Below are 20067 nucleotides of genomic sequence, written 5' to 3'. Positions count from 1 at the left end.
CGCCCCCGGGGCGGGCACCACGCCCCCACGTTAACGGGCAGGTCCGACATCCCCGTCCTTGGTTGGTCGGCCGCGATCTGCGGCCGACCGTCCGACCCGGCTCAGACCCCGAGTTTGCGGCCCACGTAAGCGATGCGCAGGGTGCGCTGCTCGTGCAGGAGCCGGAAGTGCATCCGCCCCGGCGACGGCAGGAAGTCACAGTGCCAGTCGAAGAGCCGCTGTTCCCCGTCGAGATCCGTGAACCAGCACAGCCTCCGGCGCGACTCGAACTCGGTGCGCACGTCGGACCGCCATTGCGGCGCGATGGGGCGGGTGTCCGGGTCCCACGCGGACACCGCTTCCTCGAGCTCCGCGAGACGGTCCCGCACCGGTTGCACCCACACCGGTGGCAGCTGTCGCAGGTGCGCTTCGACCTCCGGCAGGAACTGCAGACGCGGGAAGAGGCCGGCCCGTCGCTCCCACAGGTGGCCGCCGTGCCGCACGGCCGCGAGGCCCCCTTTGCGGGCGGCCTCGGCACCGTCGCGGACCCAGGGCCCGTGCACCTCGTAATGCGCGGAGGAGGACAGGTGCCGCACCCGGACCTCGCTGATGTCCGAACGGTATGTGCCGTCCTCACCCTCCAGCAGCTGCTCGCGCTCCAGCGTCACATGATCCGCGTCCCAGCACGGCTCCACCGGTAAGGAGACCCCGAGGCCGTCCATCAGATGGGCGGCCCCAAGTCCTTCCACCGGCTCGCCCTGGTGCCGGTACTCCACGTCGTAGAAGTCCTGCCCCTCCGGAAAGACGATCCGATGCGGCCACTTGCTTTGCATCTGGAGCAGCCGCCGCCACGCGTCGCGGTTCCTCGGGTCACCGTGCCACTTGCCGATCGGGTGACCTGCCGCGATCTGGAGGCCGGTGATCGGCTCCCGGCTGACCAGCACGGTGCCCGCCCGGTCCGCCCGGACCACCGCGAGCACGGCCCGCGCGAGTTCCGTCATGGCCCGGTCTGCGCGCGCGGGATCGCACCCGGTTCCGCAGGATCTTTCGTTCAGGAACAGCAGCGGCACGCTTCCCCCTCCGTGATGTCGTACGCGCCTTGGTGACCGGGCCCGGCGGTCAGCCCAGGAGCTCGTCGAGCGTGTTCTCCAGCTCGTCGAAGAAGCCCTCGGGCCACTGGTCGAGCAGACCGTCCCGGTCGATGCAGGGGCTGGTGATGTCCACGCCCGCGCCGTTGCCTCGGAAGTAGTGGAGGGCAGCCTGGTCCGGTGCGAGCACGCCGCGCTTCACGGCGAGCCGCACCCCGTTCAGTACGTGGTCGCTGTGCGTCTCGACGACCAGCTGGGCACCCTGTGCGGCCGCGGCCGCGGCGAGCGCGGCCATGCGGCTCTGACCGCGCGGGTGCAGATGCGCCTCGGGGTTCTCCAGGAGGACCAGCGATCCGGGTCCCGCGGTCAGGCAGGCCACGACGATCGGCAGGACGTAGGTGAGGCCGAAACCGACGTTGGTGGGGCGCCGGCGAGTGCCCAGCGGACCGTCGAAGCCGTACGAGAGGCGGACGGAGTCGGTCCCCTCGATGGCGGCCGCCTGGATGTCCACGCCGGGGCACAGTTCGCCGATCCAGGCGGCGGCCTGGTCGAGGAGCCGCGGCGACTGGGCGCGCGGATGGCGCAGCGGGCCGTCGATAACCTCGTCCCTGGCGTGGTGACGCAGGAAGTTGACGGTGTGCTCACCGCGCACGCCGAGGAAACCGCGGCCGATGGCCGCATGGTGGTCGCGCGGGTACGACTCGGCGGGCGAGATACGGTCGGCGTGCAGGTACTGGAACCCGGCCGTGAAGAAACCGGGGATGACCGCGGCGTCCCCAGCCGGGGGCTTCGCGCCCTCCGTCGTCAGGGGGAGCGCGACGCGGGTCAGTGGCAGCAGATTCTGTTCGGCCTCGTAGGCCACGGTCCAGGCATAGCGGTACGCGCCCTCGCTCACCGCGAGCGTGATCTCCGGCTCGTCACCCGTGAAGTCCTCGTGCAGGACGTCGTGGCCAGTGCCGAGACCGACGAGTTCCCCGTTGAGGAGAAAGCCGTTGTCGACAGCTGCCACGTCGCCGAGGCCCCCCGAGTCTTCGGCCAGAGCCCGGACCTGGTCGAGATCGCCGGCCGTATACGACTGCTGGAGCAGGGCGAGCGCTTGGAGGACACTGCTCTTGCCGGAGGAGTTGAGGCCGGTCAGCAGGGTGAGCGGGGCGAGCGGCAGGTCCGCGTGCCGGAACGCCTTGAAGTTCGTCAGCGTCAGCCGGTCGATCACTGTTCCACTACCCCCCGGAAGAGCTCCGCCACCGCGGCGAACCTCTTGCGCACCTTCTTCGTGTCGCCGGTGGCGACGGAGATGGCACGGTCGAAGTCCCAGTCCTTCATCAGCTCGAAGAACCCTTCGAGCACCCTGTCACGGGACGTTACCAGTGTTTCCCGTGAGTGATCGTCCAGGGTGGCGAGATTCACCGCGACCGTCTCGAACAGCGCCTTGTTGATGGGTGATTTACCCTTGCCGCCCCGCCACTTCCGGAACGCGTGATCCCCGAAGATCCCCGTCGCGCAGTGCATCGCCTTGCGGAACTCCACGGCCAGCGCCTCCCGCCGCTCCTCGCTCAGCCGGTTGACGCGGTGCATGGAGTCCACGAGGAACTGATCGAAGTCGCGTTGCGCGTGCCGGGACGGGTCACTGAGCCGGAACGCCAGGAAACGCAGGACCATCTCCCGGTCGGCCATACGTTCGTTGGACACGCTGTGACCCGTGGCGTCACCGAAGGCCGGGTCTTCGGCGAGGTCGGCGAGGTAGCCGCGGATGGGCCCCTCGATCATGGCGTGCCGGATCTCCTGCGGGGTGAGCGGCAGCCCACCGGTATTGATCCGTGAGAAGACGTTGAACTTCACGGCCTCCGGGGTGCCCTGCTGAATGATGTGCACCACGAGCTGGGTCTCGCGCAGCCTGATCCGCAGCCGGCCGGTCAGGTCCCGGTACCCCATGCCGTGGAAGTCGTGCAGGTAGTCGAGCCCGCGCAGGACGAGCGGCGGCATGCCGACGGCCTCGGGTGCCATGAAGCGGGCGATCGCCGTCATCCGCTGGATGCCGTCGACGACCGACCAGTTGTCCTCCTCGTCCTGCGCCATATGAAAAGACGAGATGGGGATGCGCAGGAGCAACGACTCGATGAGACGGCTCTGCTGTACGTCGGTCCAGATACCGGCCCGGCGCTGGAAGTCCGGCGCCAGGTCGATCATGCCTTCCCGCAGCCGGGAGAGGAGGAGGTCGACTGTGGTCGCCTGCGTCTCGATCTTGATATTTTCGGGCCGGAAGGGTGCGGAGATGCCGTCGGCATCGGCCGCGGCCTCCTCGTCGGCGGGCTGCTCCAGCTCCACGCCGGTCGGAAGCCCGTCGGCTCCGACCTCGACGGGACCGCTCAGTAAGGGGAAGAGGCCCGACTGCGTCAGTTCCGGGCCCTCCGCCGGCAGCTGGTACCGCTGATAACCCACAACCCGCCCGCGCCCGGACGCCCGCCCGCTGCCGCTGTCCTCAAGCTCCGCCATGACTCATGACTCCCCGTCACCCTCGCTCGCCGCCGCCCGTCGGCCTGCGGCCAGCTTATAGACGGCGGGCGGGTACGTCAGCGCGGCAGACCTGGCGGCGCCGACACGGCCAGGGGCGTGCGCGGGGCGCATCCATACAGGTCACACGCCTGTGCCGACGCCTCTGGCACGGGTCAGCCCCGGCCGGGGGGCGTGCCGGGGCCGGTCTGACGCTGTCGGGGCTCAGTCGGCGGCCGGGAAGGCCCCGGCCTGTATGCCTGATATGAACTCGGTCCATGCTCCGGGGTGGACAAGCAAAGCGGGGCGGTACGGGGCCTTGGAATCGCGCACGGCCACTAGATTGGCGTGGCCGTCGGCTACCTCGATGCATTCGCCCGAGTTACCGCTGTACGTACTCTTTCGCCAGCGGACATTGCCAAAATCATGGGCCAGCATCCTTGCTACCTCTCAAGTGGCGTAGTACTTACAACTCTTGCTTGACCCGGTTGATCACGTCGAGGCTCTTGGCGGGACTCAAGGCGGTAGATCGCAACGAATCGAACGTGAGCGTATACGCACCCGTATCCTCAGATGTCTCCAGGTAGACGGTTCCCGTCCTGTGTTCCAAGCACACGATGTCGGAGAACGCCGGGGTGGGGAAGCTGAACAGCACGAAAGTGCCCAGGACTCCGGCGTGAGCACCGGCAGCGAACGGCAACACCTGTAGATCGACGTTGGGGTGCTCCGAGGCCTCTACCAGGTGCTTGAGCTGAGCCGCCATAACAGCCGGACCGCCTACCTGGGCCCGCAGCGCCGCTTCCCCTTGGATAACGCACACGCGCGGCGGAGCATCGCGTCTGAGGATCTCCTGACGGCGCATGCGCACTTCAACCAACTCGTCGATGCGTTCATTCGAGAGCATCGTTGGCGTCGCCTTGAGGAGAGCCCGCGCGTAGTCGGCCGTCTGCAAGAGGCCGGAGATAACCATGGGTTCAAACGAGCGGATGTAGTGGGCGGTCTCTTCGTAGTCGATGTAGTCAACATAGGACGGGATTCGTAGACCAAGCCGCTGTGTCCAGCCTCGCTCGTTGCTCCGCCGGGCGAGGTTGACGACTTCCTCCACGTACTCCGGATCATCGACGCCATAGAAACGGAGTAGATCCCGCACTTCACCCAGAGAGATCCCAAGCCGCGCGTTCTCGACTCGGCTGATCTTCGAGCGGTGGCACCCGATGCGCTCGGCGGCATCCTCCGGCGACTTGCCCGCCTCTTCTCTGAGCTTGACGAGCACTGTGGCCAGACGACGACGGCGCACAGTCGGGCGTGGTTCGGACACGTCTCAACCCCCTTCACCTGCATGGAAGTCCAAACAGGCTACAGGGAGCAAATGTTCATGGAACATGTTCCACACATTCAGGTTGCGCCACATGCCGCGTGCGGTGGATGCTACGCGGAGTGGTCACCTCGATCGCTTTCAGTGATCTTGGTGGGCCAATCACAGGGCACCCTTATGCCCAAATTCCCGCCATACGCGGGAACGATGAACCCCGGCGACCGTGCGACCGGCCCCGGGGCGTGGCCAACCTGAAGGGACAGGTCAGCATGGCAAAGATTATCTCCTACTGCCTCGAATGGGTGAGGGCGCGGTTTGCGCCGCGCATCCACCGCCGCGACTGCCGGGCCTGCCAAACCGCCCGCGCGAACAGGACGCCCGCACCGCTGCCCGTGGCGCCCTTGACGCCGAGGTCCCCGCGCCTCGCCGACCTGCCGATGGACGGCGGCAACGGCCCCGTCTTCCTGTGGGTGACGGCGCACGGTATCGACATCCGGCCCCGGCGGCCCCATGGCGGGGAGGCGGGGCGATGACGGCCCCCGACGAGCCGCAGGCAACCGAGCGGACAACTGACGTTGGGGCGTTGGTCGTCGATGCCCGACGGGACCGCGTCGGCGAGGTCGTGGGATCGGCCGGGGGGCGGTTGTTGCTGCGGTCCCCGTCCGACGGTCAGGAGTGGGAGGCGTTCCCCTGTGACGTCCGCCCGGCAACCGTGAGCGATGAGCTACGGGCGAAGGTGGCCGACATCAACCACCGGAGTAGGCGAGAGAGGGGCTGGGCGTGAGCGAGATGACCGCTGAGCATGGCGCTACGTCCGACCCTCAGCGCCCTCGGTGTCAGGAGTGCTGGGACATCAAGCGCAAGAGAGCGCAAGCGCTGGAAACCGGCGACCGTCAGACAGCCGTGAAGATGACCGAGACCATGGGCATCCACCTGCGGAAGGCGCACGCATGACGGCCCCGAGGGCAGGGAGCGTCATGCCGCCGGGGAGCCCGTCGCACACGGCCCACCGGCCGGCCGACGCCTCGGCATGGAGACGCTTCCGCTCACATGCGACCCAGATCTGAGGCCGTAGCACAGCCGAGCGCCCTGCCCGGGTCCGAGTCCCGGGCAGGCGCTCTGGTTGCGGGTTACGCGCCCGGATCCCACTCGCCCTTGTCGATCGCATCCTGAAGCCGCTTCTCGAAGACAGCGTGCGCAGCGCGCATCTCCTTTTCGCGGTTGGCCTTGTAGAAGGGGGCGGTGTAGCCCTCGGGAGGGTTGGGGCGCTTGCCCTTGTCGTAGGCGAGGAAGTGCTCGTAGTGCTCCTTGGTCTGGCCGTGGCCGTGCGCGTACGGATCCTGGGCCAGCTGACGCCCCTTCGCGTCGAACCACATCTGCGACTCGCGGTCCGCGAGGATCGCGTACCGCGCTTTATGGATGGCCACCAGCTCGTCGGCACTCATGCCGAGCCATGCCGCCACCAGGGCATCGATCTCGACCAGGGCAGCGCGCCGCTCATATTCGGTGCGCAGCGGTGTGGCGTACTCCCAGTCCGGCTTGAGGTGTCTGGCGAGCGGAGCCAGCCTTGGCCACTTCACGGCCCAATCCTCGTAGCCGGGCCAGGTCATGTCGTAAAGCTCCGCCCAGAGGGGGGCGTAGGCGTTGGTTAGGCAATTGAGACGGAGGGTGCGGAGGAGGAGGGGGGTGGCCAGGGGGTGGGCGGGGTCGGCGGCGGGCAATTTTTGAGCCTCGCCAGGCTCAAGGTTTGCCTTGCCCGTGATGCGCAGTCGGTAATCAAGCGGCAAGGAAGCCCAAAATCCCGCATTGAGCGCCGTCAACCGATTATCGCCCAGTGCCGCCGAAAGAACGCCATGGATGTGCGTGGGGCCCGGCGGGATCAGGGCAGGGAACAGGCTACGCTCGGTGTTAAACGGGATCATCTTGCGCCACGCCAGCCTATAGAACTGCGTGTACGGCCGAAACCACCACATCCGTCGCCGCAGCAAACCTCGCTGCTCATCCTCCGAGAGCTCCAGCTCCTCTTCGCTCAGAACTTCTTCACGATTCGCCCACTGTTCAGGGCTGGGTTCCCAATCATTTTTTAGCCTTGAGTAGTCCAGCCAGCGGTCCTTGGTTTCCTCATAGCACTTCAGCGAACAAGACCCTGGACGCGCGTAATTGGTCCGCGGTACAGCGCCTCCGGGCAGCTCGGTGAGATCGAAGCTCTCCCAGTCATGCGTTCCCCGGCACTGCATGTTCGGCTGTTTGCTGAACGGCGTGGCGATGCCGATGTGCGGCCCCTGAATCACCAGTTCGGAGATCGAGGCGGGCTGGCGTGTGTTCCAGCTGATGAACCCATCATCCTTCCCCGTCTTCTCGTGAAAGCCCTGACTAACCCTCGGCCCATACGTCCCAAAACGGGCCTTGACCTCTGATAGTGCGGCGATGGCCCCTTGTTCTGCAGTGGTCAGCGGCTGCAACAGCATCACCTGCCCCGGAGGGATTCCTGTCTCTCCTTCTAGCCGCTGCCATTCCGTAAGCATCGCTTCATCAACCGTGATCACGCGTGACCTGTGCGGTCGAAGGTCCCATGCACCACAATGCTTCATGCCGGGCACTTCACCTTGCCCGTCATGGCTCAATGATGACAACAGAGGCTCGACACCGTACAAACCGCTCAGACTGTCGAAGCGGATAGTCCTTTGAGAGGAACCATAAATGTGCACCCCGAATTCGGCAGTTCTGCTGGCCTCGAATGCCCAGTTACCCACGTTCACGAACCCAGCGCGCAGCCGGAGTCGTGGATAGGCTGCTCCGCGAATCTTGCCATCCTTCGTACCTCCGAGGTGGGTGTCAGGATGCACAAGCCCAGCCATGCCTTTTGTGCCGAGGTTCTCCCAAGCCCGGCACATGAAAGCCCGATAGAGATCAGGCTGCGTCCCCGTCAGCACCGGATACGTCACCGGTGACCCGAGCCACTGCGCCATTGCCGCGTTGGAACCTAGCTCCCCCAGGAAATACGGAGTAGCCCCCTGCTCCGCCAGCACCTCGCTCTTCCGCTCCCGCCATGCCGTCACGCTCGGCTTCTCGGCAAGCTTGAACCACGGCTCCAGCTCCGCCAGAACCGTGTCCTCCTCCCACCTCGGCCGCACCCAAGGCGGATTTCCCACCTGCAGGTCGAACCCGCCCCCCGACCCCCGGAAGACATGCGCGAAATGCAGCTCCCAGTGGAAGAACCCGTGTCCGTCCTCCGCCTTGATGTCGCGTTCCGTCGTCCCGGCAATGTCCTCGACCACGTTGAGCCACGGAAAACGGACCGGCAGGTTGAACGTGCGGTCCATGCCCAGCACCCCGTCGAGGCTGCGCTCGTACGCCTCCAGCAGCGGCAGGGCCTCGTCCACCGGGAGGCCGTCCAGGCCGTCCAGGAAGGAGCCGTCCTCGGCGTCCTTCGTGCCGAGCATCGCCTCCAGGAAGTCCAGCCAGTCCGCGAAGGTCTTCAGCGGGATGACCGGACGCCACAGGTCCTCGGCGATCTGGGCCTTCCGGCCGGCCGTCCTGCCTCGGGCCTTCGTACGCAGGCCCGCCTCGTCGTCGGCCGCCAGCCCGTCCAACTCGCCCTGCTCGCCGTCCGGGTCGTCGAAGAGCCCGGCCGCCTGCCAGATCAGGTCACCCGGCGCAGGACCGCTCGGCACAGGCGCGGCTGCCGAGGAGGATTCCGCCGGCGTCCCGCCCGCCAACAATGCCGCCACGTCCCGGAGCACCCCGCCACCCGGCCCGTACTCCGGAGCCGAGCCGTCCAGCAGCTCCACCTGGTCCAGCGGCCAGAACCACAGCGCGCACCACGCGTCCATGACCGTCTTCAGCCGCCAGTACGGCGTGCCGGGCACCGTCAGGTCGTCGAGGATCTTCTGCTTGTCCGCCGCCTCCTCCGACGGCGTCAGCCAGTCCGCACCCCAGACGTCGATCCGCCGGGACACCTTCCGCTCGGACAGTTCCAGGCGCTTGGCGACCAGGCTCCACAGGAACTCGGCTCGACGGGCGACGCGCTGGAGGCGCACCAGCTCGGTCTTCGACGCGGCCTTGGCCCACCGGTCGTAACGCTTCTGCCGCTTCTCCTGCGGCTCGTCGTCCCGCTCCTCGAAGGGCTTGGGCGCCTTGGGTGCCTTCTGGATGCCCCTGCGCCACTTGCCGAGCGCCAGCGCCTGCTGCTCCGCCAGCTTCTTCGCCTCGCTCTCCCCCGCGACCGCACCCCAGCCGACGGCCGGGAGGAGGAAGTGGTGGACGGCGCCTTCCGGCAGGTCACCGTCCCGGAAGGGCAGCTCGGTGGGTGCCAGAGGCGCCTTCTTCGACAGCCACAGCCCGTCCGGCAGGGCGTCCGCCGCGTACACCTTGCGGCCGGCCCCGATGAGGGAGTTGCCGCGCCGCAGGTGCAGGCCGAACCACGGGGCGCGCATGCCGGGGTGCATGGAGTTGAGCCAGAGAGAGACCTCGGCCAGCTCCACGGCGGTGGCGTTCAGGTCGACGCCGTACGCATTGTGGAGGGCGACGTACGCCTTGACCTTCTGAAGTTCGATCTGGCGCTGCTCGGGGTCGACGCGGCGGCCCAGCTCCTCCTCGCGGCGGCGCAGATACTCGGCCGCGACCTGGTCGATGGCCTCGTTGAGGAACGCGCCCGAGCCGAGAGCGGGCTCGCAGATCTTCCACTCCAGCAGCTCGCGGGCCGGCGTGGTCGTGCCGTCCTGGTCGAGGCGGTGCTTGAGCGCCAGCTCGACAGTGACTTCGGTCAGGGACTTCGGGGTGTAGTACGAGGCGGAGGTCTGCCGGTCGCGGCCCGCCAGGCGGTACACGAACGAGCCCCTGGGGTGAACGACGCGCAGCGGGCGGCCGGTCTCCTCGTGGGGGCGCTGGACGAACACCTCGTCGGGGTAGTCCTGAACCCGGGAGGCCGGGATCATCCAGCTGCCCCCGGAGGGGTCGCCGCCCTTGGCGACCTCGTACAGGTCCTCCTCGGCGATGAAGCCGGTGTAGGACATCAGCCCCTCGTAGACCGCGCCGAGCTGGTTGATGCCGAGCTGTGCGTACGAGATGAAGCCGCCGCGCTCGCGCCCCTTGCCCTTGGTGAGCATCAGCCGGCGCAGCACCTTGTGCAGGGTCTCGTTGCGCAGCCGGGTGTCCAGGAATTCGGGCTGCCCGGAGCCCTCCTCGTACGACGGGTTCTCGATCCGGTCGGCCGAGATGAGGCGTACGGCGTCCTTCTGGAACAGCTCCGAGCGCAGCGGCTCGAATCGCAGACCCATATCGGCGCTGCGGGCGGCGGCCTTGCGGGAGCGGTCGGCCTCGCGGACGCGCTCGGTGTACTCGTCCCGGGAGATGTCACCGGAGGCGAGCAGCGCGGCGGCCTCCCGCTCGGCCTCGGTGGCGGCGCGGTCGGCGGCCTCGGCGGCCAGGTCCTCGGGCTCGCTGCCGTATTGCCGGTGGCCCTCCTCGACTTGCCGGAAGAGCAGGTCGAGGGATTCGTACAGGTGGAATCCGCGCCGGGAGCGCTCGCCGACCAGGTCGCGTACGACGAGGTCGCCGAGGCGCTGGAGGCCGTAGCCGCGCGCGTACTCGGGGTCGTCGGCGGGCAGGATGCCGAGCGACGGCTGGGCCTCGGCATACAACAGGAACAGAATGCGGTAGAGGTAGCGCAGCGACTCGCGGCTGAGTTCCTTGGCGAGGCGGGCCGGGTCGTCGAGCTGCTGCGGCGTAACTCCTTGGTCCCGCAGCCGGGCCAGGACCTCGTTGGCGATCCACTCGACGGACAGGCGCAGGCCTTCGCGCAACTCGGTGGAGACACCGACGGCGTGCTTGCCGGATTTGTCGACGAAAGAGGCGAGCGGGGCCGTGCCGCCCTCCTCGGGCACACGCAGCGAGTCCGCGCCGAACAGCGCGGCGATGGTGTCGAGCTCGCCGCCGTTGCGGTCGTCGCGCCGGTTGAGGGCGGCGTCCAGGTCGGCGGCGAGGTAACGGCCCTCGTGCCAGGCGAGACGGTCCGCGAGGACGATGACGCCGCCGACGAGCAGCAGGACGTAACGGGGCGGCTCCTCGCACTCGAAGAGGAAGTCGGCGAGGGCCTTCGCGTCGGTGAGGCGGGCCGACGCCTCCAGCGCCACCGGGTGCAGCAGACGGCCCGCGCCGTCCGGGTCCAGGGCCGCGTCGGGCTCGGCAGTCCAGCCACAGGCGACGGCGACCAGGCCGGGCTCGACGTGCAGGGCCTGGACGGTGTGGTCGTGCCCGGCACGGTGGACCGCTACGGCCTGTTCGTGAGCGTCCGCGTAGCCGAGTGCGTGCAGGGTGGCGAGGTGGAGCTCGGTGAGGCGCTTGGACCAGTCGGCGGGGACGGGCGCGTCCGGTTCGGCGAGCGCTTCCGCGTCGCGCGCGAAGTCGGCGCGGGACGCGAAGTAGGGGCCGTGCAGGGCGCGCAGGCCCTCGCGCGGGGTGCGGGCGCGCGGCGGAACGGCGGCGGGGTCCCGGCCTTCGGCCTTGGCCTCGGCGACCGCGGCGGCGTGGGCGCGCCTCGCCTGCTCCTCGGTCTCGGCCCAGCGGGCGAGGAGGCCGTCCTTGGCCTTGAGGTCCTTCGGGAGCACTTCGGCGAGGTAGTGCGCCGAGAGGTAGTCGCCGTGGTTGATCAGCGAGTCATACGTCACGTCAGTTCTCCGCCGATTCGGAGGCGTTGTCGGAGGTGTGGTCCGGGGCGTCGGCGGCGGGTTTGTCCAGGACCGCCAGCACCCGCAGCAGGGGAAGGCCGGTGGTGGTCAGCTGGTCGAGGAGATGGGCCTGTTCGTCGGCCGTCTCCTCGATCTGCCGCTCCCGCCGGGCGCTCCCGCCGGAGAGGGAGTCCAGGGAGTCCTGTCGCCAGTCGGAAAGACGGGCGCGGTACTCGGCCAGCGGGCCGCTGATCTGCTCCGCCCACTCGTCCTTGTACGTCTCCAGGTGAGCGCGGGCTCTCGCCACTGCCGCGGGGACCAGCGACTGGAGGTGGGCGAGGTCGCGGGGATCGCCGGTGCGGGCGAGGGCGGGCCCCACCTTCGCGGCGTGCAGGGCATCGGTCATCGTCCCGACAGGGACATCGGGGTCGGCGCTGACGGCCATCCACCGCACGACCGTGGGGCGGCCCAGCGCATTGGAGTAGATGCCCTGGATGAGGAAGGTCGGGTGATCCACGTACGGGGAGGTGATGACCGGTGCCTCCTGGCGCCCGAACTGCACCAGCACCTTGTCGGTGAGCCACTCCACAACCGGGTGGATGTCGCTCAGGAAGGAGACGGTGGGCCAGATGGTGCCCGTGGCCTCACGGGCCTCGGTCAGCTTCTCCTGGGCCAGGCCGCGGTCGAACGTCAGGATCATGCGCTCGGCCACGCCCTGTTCCTTCAGGTAGGAGGGCGGCAGAGCCTTGAGGCGGCGCAGCAGGTCGGGCGCCTTGGCCGGGGAGAGGGAAAGATAGGGACGGTCGAGGGCGTCCTCTCTGCGGGACAGGCCGATGAGGTCCTCGGCCCGGTCCTCGTACAGCTCCGCGAGCGCCGTGTCGACGAACGCCGCCGCGTCCCCGTCGAAGAGCGAGAGGAGTTCCGCGCGCTTCGGCGGTTCCCCCTCAGTGATGGTGTCGACCTGGCCGAACAGTCCCGCCAGGTCGGCGTCGTCCGCGGCGGGCGCGGACGCGAGGAAGTCCTCGACCGTGCGGCCCTCCACCAGTTCCCTGATGAGGCGCCGTTCCTCCTCGTCGGCACGGTAGTAACCGGTCTCCGCCTCGGCGGTGCCGTTCAGCTTGTGGGCCTCCTCCTCGCGTGCGAGGAGCTTCTCGGCCACGGTCCTGTCGTCCTTGGCACCCGGCTGGGCGGAGGTGAGGATCAGCGCCCGGAACTGCGGCTCGTGGCGCTGCCCGTACCGGTCGATGCGCCCGTTGCGCTGCTCGATGCGGATCAGCGACCACGGGATGTCGTAGTGGATGAGATGGTGGCACTGGCGGTGCAGGTTGACGCCTTCGGAGGCGACGTCACCGGTGAACAGCAGCCGGACCGGAGCCCCGGCGAGACTGAACTCCTCGCGGATCAGGCGCTGTTCCTCTTCGCTGAGCCCGCCGTGCATGACCCTCACGGCCTTGGTCTTCCCGTCCTTGCCGGGAGTGAAGCCGAGGCGTGCGGGGACCACCTCCGCCAGCCACTTGAGGGTGGGCACCCGCTCGGAGAAGACGACGGTCCGCGTGTCGCTGCCCGGCCCGACACCGATGTCCTTCAGCTGTTCGACGAGGGCGTCCAGTTTGGCGGAGTCCCCCGGCGCCCTGCCATCACCCATGGAGTCGATGAGGGCACCCAGCCGGGCCAGGGCGGCTTGCTCCTCGCCGATCGCCGGGTCCGGCTGCCTGCCCTCGGCCGCCATGTCCCGCGCCTTCTTCCCGAGGGCGACGACCCGGCGCTCGACCGTCTCCTTGAGGGCGATGTGTGAGGACAGGAAGGTCTTGAGGACGTTGTAGGCGAACAGCGGATCGGTGCTCACGGAGGTCCGCTCCCGGTCCGCCGTGCCGAACTCGGTGCTGCCGGAGGGTGCGGGCAGCCAGTGCTCGGTCAGCTCGGCGAAGATCCGCTCCTCGGCCTCGGTCGCCGGACAGTGCAGTGACAGGGTGGGGCCCCGGTCCGCCCACTCGTCGCCGATGCCGTTGCGGACCTCGGGGCTGATCTTCGTGCGCCGGATGAAGAGGTGCCCGAGATCGCCTGCCGGGTCGTAGTGGTCGCGGTCCACGATGGCCGCGGGGTCGAGAAGCGAGACCAGGTCGGCGAAAGACCGCTTGTCGCCGTTGTGCGGAGTGGCGCTGGCCAGCAGAAGGGCGTCGGTGCGCGGGGAGAGGGTCTCGGCGAGGGCCCGGCGCTGGCTGCCCTGGTTGATGAGATTGTGGGACTCGTCGATGACGACCGCGTCCCACTGGATGCGTTCCAGATGGTGCCGGTACTGGCCGATGTTCTTGAGCGTGTCGACGGAGATGATGACGCGCTTGTAGTGGGTGAACGGGTTGCGTCCGGCGGGGATCTCACGCTGGATGCGCTGGATGCCGAGCGAGTCGAGTCGCACCAGCGGGATCGAGAAGCGGGTCCACAGCTCGTGCTGGAACTGCTCCAGGACGCTCTGAGGGGTTACGACGAGGATGCGCTCGCCGCGGCCGCGGCGAATGAGCTCGGCCAGGGTGAGACCGATCTCCAGCGTCTTGCCCAGGCCCACGACGTCGGCGATCAGGATGCGGGGGCGGAGGTTGCGCATCGACAGGGCGAGCTCCGCGGGGCGCTGCTGGTGGGCAAGCGGATCGAGGAGGAAGCGGTCGGCCAGGGCGAGGCCGCGTTCGGACTGCGGCAGGGGCGTCTTGCGCAGGACCGCTTCGAGGAAGAGCCGTGCGCGCCGGAAGTAGGAGGAGGTGTCGGGTACCAGGAGCGTCTTCTCCGGTTCGAGGAGCTCGACCGTGTCGATGCCGGTGAAGAAGACGGCTTCTTCGTCCCGTACGAACTCGGAGACGCCGATGGCTTCGATCCGGTCACCGTCGTGGTCGGTCCGCCTCGCGGTCCTGACCAGCCACTCCTCGTCCCGCACGAGGATCTGGGCCCCTGGTGGGTACCGGGTCTGCCCCTGCTCTGCCACCCGTCGTTCCTCCGTCGGTCGTGCCGGGAAATGCGGCGTGATCCCTACGCCCCAAGTGTTTCATGGGGTGTATGAGGGTCGGGACCGAATGCCGGTAGCCAAGGGCGAGGCCCAATCACACGGCGGCCCCTTGATGGTGCCGGCCCCTGACCGCGCGTGCTTCGGCGGCTGCGGAGGTGAGCGATCGGCTCCTCAGAAGCGCGCGTCGCGCGCGTACTCACCCCTCAGAGCCTCGGCGATCCGCAGCGGCACGGACAGCTGGACGCCCTTCCGTGACGGGCCGCTCCCCTCCGAGCCTGCCGGGGCGGACACCTCGCTGGGCGCGTCGGCAGCAGAGGGTGCAGGCTCCCCCTCGGCCCGGGAGCTGCCCCGCTCCTCCGGCGCCTCCTCGGCTCGCGGTGTCTCGTCGTCCTCCCGCGCGGCCACGTCCACGACGGTCGGCGTGTAGCCGGTCCAGCCGTCGGGGAGCCCTCCGGCCCCGGGCGATGCAGGTGGCTCGGGCAGCATGACCCCAGGGGTCAGGTCCGTGAGCCGGCGCTTGGCCTGGGCGGCGGTCAGCCCCTGGCCCGCCATGACCTGCACGAGCTCCGCGATGACCTGTGCCAGCGTCGGCCGGGCAGCGGGATCCAGGGCGAGCATCCCGGAGATCAGCGGTTCCAGCTGAGGAGGCAGACCGCTCAGATCCGGCGGGGTGGCCGGGTCCTCGATCTTGAGTGCGACGGCCTGCCAGCTGGGGCCTGTGTAGGGGTAGTGGCCGGTGGCCGCGTAGAGCAGGACCGCGCCCAGCGCGTAGACATCCGCGGAGGGATCGAGATGGTGCTCGCCCCGGGCCTGCTCTGGCGGCATGCACAGGACGGAGCCGACGACCACACCGGTGGCCGTCAGGGTGGAGCGTCGCTCGGCGAGCACGGCGAGACCGAAATCGATCACCTTGGGTCCGTGCGGAGCGAGCAGGATGTTCTGCGGCTTGAGGTCGCGGTGCAGCAGCCCCGCCTCGTGCACGATGCCGAGTCCTTCGGCCAGCAGGGCCCCGAGGCTCGCCGTCTCCGCGAGCGGCAGCGGCCCGCGCCCGGTGACGAAGGTCAGCAGATCCGGCCCGGCGACGAACTCGACGGCCAGCCAGGGCCGTTCCGCCTGGGCGTCCGCGGCGACGAAGGACGCGATGAACGGACCGTACACCGTCTTGAGGCTGTCTACTTCGAGCAGGAACCGCGCCCTGCTGTCCTCGTCGAGTACCGACGGCTTGATCATCTTCACGGCGACCTGCTGACCCGCCGGGGACTCCCCGAGGTAGACCTGCCCCATGCCTCCGGCACCGAGCCGGCACACCAGGGTGTATCCGCCGATGGTCAGCGGGTCGTCGTCCCTCAATGGCTCCACGGGCTGCGGGCCTTCCGTGTGGTGGTGGCTGCCTGCTCCCCGACGCGGCGGTGCCGCGTGCGCCCCGGGGTGCACCGGCAGTGTATTCGAGGGGAAGAGGCGGTCAGTGGGGTGCGCTCGGGTGAGGCTCTTGGGCGCGCACGGCTCGTCCGTGAAGCCCCGGCCGGAGATATGTCTCCCGCTCGCCACCGCTGTCACAGACCGTGTGCGTCCAGGATCCGCATCAGGTTCCGCTTACGCCTCTGGCCGGCACGCAGAGCGGTGAGGTAGGCCGTGAACTCCTCCTCTGTGCCCAGGCGGCGGTGGCAGTCTCGCACGCTGAGGAGCAGACCGGTCAGTGCTCGTAGACCGGGCTGCCCGTCCGCTGTTTCAAGGGCTCGGCCAGCCGCAGGTACACACCGAGTGCGTCGGCGGGACGGGAGGCGCGGGCGAGGTCGGCGAGAACGAGCCGCTGGGTGTCGTCGGCCCCGGTTCCGATCGCTGCCTGCCAGGCGGCATCGAGGTCCTTGTCGTCGAGGAGGACGTCAACAAGGACCGGGCCCCGGTACCGGCTCTGCGAATGCGCTCCGGCGTCGGCGCGCAGCACCGCGAGAGCACGCTCCCGTTCGGCCAGCCAGTCGCCAGCGGCCTGGGTCGCACCGCGCAACTGCTGGTAGGCGGCCGCTGTGGGGCGGGCGGTGAAGTGGTCGCGGCGCAGCTCGACGGCACGGGAAGGCTGGTCGGCCTGGGCGTATCGGGTGCAGAGGTAGTCGATGAGGTCGAGGCTTCTGCCGGCGGGGTCCTGAGCTTCGGCGATGCCGCGTTCCGCCTAGCTCAGCGCTTCGCCCCGGCGGCCGACGGCATCCAGCTCACGGGCGATGGCGAGATGGGTGCTGCCGTCCGGGGCGAGGTCGGCCGCGTGCACCGCGATCACCGCCTCCACGTCCCCGGGCCAGTCCGACCGCGACGAGGTGCTTGCAGAAGTGACCTTCGCGGCCGTACGGACAGTCGCACCGTCCAGCGGGCCCCTCGGGCACCTCCAATTCCATTACCACTTCGTAGACTTTGGATCCCCGGACCATCGCGATAACCAAGCTGTCGCCGAATTCCGTCACAGTCACCGCGTCCAGATATTCCTGGCCACGCTCGAAGGACCGCGCGCCCGCCCGCGCCTTCAGATCCGCTTTGGTGTAGCCGCTCACGTTCCCTCCCGGCCCTGGATTCCCGACTGCCATCTCCTGCATCGCCAAGCCGGGGTCCGGTCCGCGGGAGTGGCCCTGCGCGAGCGGGGACAGCCTGAGACTCAGGTGGCGCCCCGCCCCTCCCAACGGTCGCGGAACCAGCCCAGTGTCTCGCACAGGGCCTCGCGGTTACGGTCGTTCTCCAGTAGAGAGAGCCGGAAGCTGGGACGCAGCTCAAGCTTCCCCTCCGGAATCAGGACGCCTTCCAACTCGTTCAGTCTGCCGAGCAGTTCGGCGCGCAGGGAACGGTCCGTGAAAGGCTCGCGGCTCGCCAGATGCTGGAACACGACCTCCGCCATGCCGCCGCGCCCGCTGCCCGGATAGACGGTCAGCGGCCAGATTCCCCGACCTGGGCTGCCGGCGTTCCCGAGCATGAGGAAAGCACTGGTCGTGACCTCACCGGCGCCATGACCGATCCAGCCTCCGAGCTTCTCCCAGCGAGTGAACAGCTCACGCACGGCTGCCACAGTCGAGGGACTGTCGTCGTCCGCGAGCTGACGGAAGAACCTAGCGGCGCGGGTCTCCTCGCCTCGCGGCTCCCCGCCGTCCTGCGCGATCCCCTCCCGCACCGCCGGCTCGTCTTCACCCTCAGTGCCTGCGAGGAGCAGAGCAAGGTCGTCGCTGGTGAGGCGCTGGACCGGATCGGCAGCCCCCGTGACAGTGAAGTGGATGCCGTCGGCAGTAAGCCGGGCACGGACATCCCCGCCGTCTTGTCCGGTCCACCGGAAACCCTCGGCGATCCTGCCGTCGGCGTTGAGCACCCGGTACGCGTTGGCCACTCCCTCCGCCTTGGCGAGGTGGCTGCCCAGGGCCTGGGCTCCGGATCCGATGAACGCGGCCAGATCCCCATAAGACGTCCAAGTGCCGTGCGGAAGGCCGGCGAGCACCTGGTGGGCCAGGTGCCAGTCACGGCTGCGCTCGGCGCGTCCGACACCGCTCAGCGGGCCCGGCCACAGCCGAACCGCCCGATCGGCGAGTTCGTCGGCTCGGTCGAGGATTTCCCGGGCTCCCCAGCGCTCGGTTGCGGCAATGCGCCTGTTCATCTCCAGGTGGCTGCCGTGCAGCAGCCCCTGCTTACGTTCGAAGGGGTGATTGGACAGCTCGGAGTTGACGCCGGTCAGCGTCAGATTGCCGAGCGTGTGCTGCAGCCTGGCGTGGAGGTCCTCCGGGCTCTCGCCTTCGGTCACGTCCTCGCGCAGCATCCGCATCCACTCTTCGCCGGGCGATTGCGGCATCACGTGTTCAATGGTCAGCTGCGCCGAGCCGAAGTCCACCGGCTCGGGGTGCTCGTGGCTCTCTTCCAGCCGTTGGAGTACCAGCCTGCGCTGATTCGGCCGCCCGTACTGATAGAAAGGCGCGTTTCGGATCTTCTCGCGCAGCTCTTCGTCATCCGGCCAGAAGCGGTTCTCGGCGGAGAGAAGCTGATGCAGCCCGTCGGCCACCGGTACGTCGGCCGGGAGTTGGGCGGGCACGGACTGGAAGATCCTGTTCAGGTTGTTCGTCGGCACCCGGCAGATCGTTCGCCGTACCAGGAAGCTCTCGATGTACGACATGGCCCGCGCTGTCTCACGTTCGTCCAGCTCTCCTCGGGCCCGTCGATCGAGCACCAGCATCAGCGCCGGATAGGTCACCACGGCCTGCCAGTCGTGCAGCCGGCTCAAGTGGCCGCGGACCAGGAGGGAGGTCTCCTCCACCGGGTGGAGCACCTTACGGAAGAGCAAGCCGCGGCGGCGCAACTCCTTGATGTACGACTCGATCTCCGCCTCGGCATCCGCCCCATCCGTCCTCCCGCGCTCGAAACGCTGTTGCTGGGCGGCGTACAGGTCCTGCCGACGGACCCTGTCCTCCCCGTCAAGTACCAGCTGCAGCCACATCAGCTGTTCGAGCTCGTCATTGCTCAGGCTGGCTTGCAGCGGCAGCCAATGGCTCTCGTAGACATGCTCTCCCCGAGTTGGCAGACGCATGAACAAATAGTTGCGCAGCAGATCCGCTTGGCTGAGTTTCAGTCCGGTGTTGTTGAGCGACTCGAAGATGCGGTGGACGTTGTCACCACGCTCGGCGGTCACCGCCACCAGCGTGAGCCGGGACGTGATCGCCTGCTCGATACGCAACATGTCCTGGGCGCCTGTGGGATCATCCGCTTCAACCAACTTGCGGCGGAAGAAGCGATAGGCGGCCGCGACCCTGTCCCCCGAAGCCCGGTCCGAGTGGACCCTGTGGATGTGTGCGGCGTACTGCGGCCGGTCCGCCTGGGTGGGCAGCAGGCGAAAATAGTCGCCGCCCTTCTTGCGCTTGTTGATGAGGTATTCCTCATCGATCCGCTCGGCCTCGTCCGGCTGTCCGTCGACAATGTGGTCGCGGATCGCCGCCAGCGCGAGGGACAGCGTCGTCAGCCGCTGCTGGCCGTCGACAACGAGCCAACGGGGAAACGTCGCCTCGTTCTGAGGGGACGGGGCAAGCACAACCGAGCCGAGGAAGTGCGTGTTCACCGTCGCACCGGACTCGAGTAGTTCAGCCTGCTCGAGGATGTCGTTCCACAGCTGTGCCAGCTGTTTCTCCGACCAGGAGTACGTACGCTGGTACAGAGGGACTTGAAACTGCTGAGCCCGCCCCTGCACCAGGTCGGCGAACAGTGTCTCTTTAGCCTGCATGACGGTGTCCGTCCTCGAATGTCTCGCCCCACCAGGACCTCTCGGCAGCGACGATACGGCCCACCACCGACAATGCTGATCCTGAATCAGGCGCAGCGCACCGGACTCGGGGAGCAAGTACGGGCGGTGGGCCCTCCGTCAGCCAACGCAGAGGCGCCCCTCAACCGGGCTCGGCGATCGGGTTGAGGGGCGCCTCTTGCCCCTCCATTCGCTCCCAACGAGCATCATTCCGGCGTCAAGATATCGCCCGTCGCGAACATAACGCCCATAGCGCGCAAGTGACGGAAGAGCCCCTCAGCCCT

General features: G+C 68.4%; 11 protein-coding genes. 1 reads left to right on the top strand and 10 read right to left on the bottom strand.

Annotation, left to right across the window (positions count from 1 at the left end):
• Positions 1 to 101: 101 nt before the first annotated feature.
• The 5 genes from CYQ11_RS24100 to CYQ11_RS24080 all read right to left on the bottom strand — a co-directional run bounded on the left by CYQ11_RS24100 (position 102) and on the right by CYQ11_RS24080 (position 4875).
• Positions 102 to 980, bottom strand: coding sequence for a hypothetical protein (locus tag CYQ11_RS24100; RefSeq protein ID WP_099202444.1), 879 nt, complete (start codon positions 978 to 980; stop codon positions 102 to 104).
• A gap of 118 nt (positions 981 to 1098) precedes the next feature.
• Complete coding sequence (locus tag CYQ11_RS24095; protein ID WP_099202443.1) at positions 1099 to 2280, bottom strand: AAA family ATPase; 1182 nt, start codon at positions 2278 to 2280, stop codon at positions 1099 to 1101.
• Complete coding sequence (locus CYQ11_RS24090) at positions 2277 to 3560, bottom strand: DUF262 domain-containing protein (protein ID WP_099202442.1); 1284 nt, start codon at positions 3558 to 3560, stop codon at positions 2277 to 2279. The genes CYQ11_RS24095 and CYQ11_RS24090 overlap by 4 nt, the downstream gene beginning before the upstream one ends.
• A 222-nt stretch (positions 3561 to 3782) precedes the next feature.
• Positions 3783 to 3995: a DUF397 domain-containing protein gene (locus CYQ11_RS24085; protein ID WP_099202441.1), complete on the bottom strand. Its 213-nt coding sequence runs from the start codon at positions 3993 to 3995 to the stop codon at positions 3783 to 3785.
• Between the two features lie 28 nt (positions 3996 to 4023).
• Positions 4024 to 4875 carry a helix-turn-helix domain-containing protein gene (locus CYQ11_RS24080; RefSeq protein WP_243469288.1) on the bottom strand — a complete coding sequence of 284 codons (852 nt, stop codon included), beginning with the start codon at positions 4873 to 4875 and terminating at the stop codon, positions 4024 to 4026.
• A 266-nt stretch (positions 4876 to 5141) separates the two neighbouring features.
• Between CYQ11_RS24080 and CYQ11_RS24075 the strand changes: the two genes are divergently transcribed.
• Positions 5142 to 5405, top strand: a complete 264-nt coding sequence (locus CYQ11_RS24075) for a hypothetical protein (RefSeq protein ID WP_146104733.1) — start codon at positions 5142 to 5144, stop codon at positions 5403 to 5405.
• A gap of 597 nt (positions 5406 to 6002) precedes the next feature.
• On the opposite strand, the gene CYQ11_RS24065 is transcribed toward CYQ11_RS24075, so the two are convergent.
• The 5 genes from CYQ11_RS24065 to CYQ11_RS24045 all read right to left on the bottom strand — a co-directional run bounded on the left by CYQ11_RS24065 (position 6003) and on the right by CYQ11_RS24045 (position 19765).
• Positions 6003 to 11540, bottom strand: coding sequence for a restriction endonuclease (locus CYQ11_RS24065; RefSeq protein ID WP_104651084.1), 5538 nt, complete (start codon positions 11538 to 11540; stop codon positions 6003 to 6005).
• A gap of 1 nt (position 11541) precedes the next feature.
• Positions 11542 to 14514, bottom strand: a complete 2973-nt coding sequence (locus CYQ11_RS24060; RefSeq protein ID WP_099202437.1) for an SNF2-related protein — start codon at positions 14512 to 14514, stop codon at positions 11542 to 11544.
• Positions 14515 to 14706: 192 nt separating this feature from the next.
• The gene (locus CYQ11_RS24055) at positions 14707 to 15894 is read right to left on the bottom strand and encodes a serine/threonine-protein kinase (RefSeq protein ID WP_099202436.1); all 1188 of its coding nucleotides are present in this window, start codon (positions 15892 to 15894) and stop codon (positions 14707 to 14709) included.
• 334 nt (positions 15895 to 16228) lie between these two features.
• Positions 16229 to 16540 carry a hypothetical protein gene (locus CYQ11_RS30800; RefSeq protein ID WP_338105727.1) on the bottom strand — a complete coding sequence of 104 codons (312 nt, stop codon included), beginning with the start codon at positions 16538 to 16540 and terminating at the stop codon, positions 16229 to 16231.
• Positions 16541 to 17176: 636 nt separating this feature from the next.
• Positions 17177 to 19765 carry a GmrSD restriction endonuclease domain-containing protein gene (locus CYQ11_RS24045; protein ID WP_099202435.1) on the bottom strand — a complete coding sequence of 863 codons (2589 nt, stop codon included), beginning with the start codon at positions 19763 to 19765 and terminating at the stop codon, positions 17177 to 17179.
• Between the last annotated feature and the right edge of the window lie 302 nt (positions 19766 to 20067).

It is taken from the genome of Streptomyces cinnamoneus (assembly GCF_002939475.1).
Lineage (GTDB): Bacteria > Actinomycetota > Actinomycetes > Streptomycetales > Streptomycetaceae > Streptomyces > Streptomyces cinnamoneus_A.
The sequence above is the reverse complement of the archived record's forward strand: the minus strand, read 5'-3'. Positions and strand labels throughout refer to the sequence as shown.

What these genes read in the sequence shown, in the direction of transcription:
- CYQ11_RS24085 (WP_099202441.1), bottom strand. Translation starts at nt 3,995, where the DNA reads ATGCTGGCCCATGATTTTGGCAATGTCCGCTGGCGAAAGAGTACGTAC.
- CYQ11_RS24090 (WP_099202442.1), bottom strand. Translation starts at nt 3,560, where the DNA reads ATGGCGGAGCTTGAGGACAGCGGCAGCGGGCGGGCGTCCGGGCGCGGG.
- CYQ11_RS24100 (WP_099202444.1), bottom strand. Translation starts at nt 980, where the DNA reads ATGACGGAACTCGCGCGGGCCGTGCTCGCGGTGGTCCGGGCGGACCGG.
- CYQ11_RS24045 (WP_099202435.1), bottom strand. Translation starts at nt 19,765, where the DNA reads ATGCAGGCTAAAGAGACACTGTTCGCCGACCTGGTGCAGGGGCGGGCT.
- CYQ11_RS24075 (WP_146104733.1), top strand. Translation starts at nt 5,142, where the DNA reads ATGGCAAAGATTATCTCCTACTGCCTCGAATGGGTGAGGGCGCGGTTT.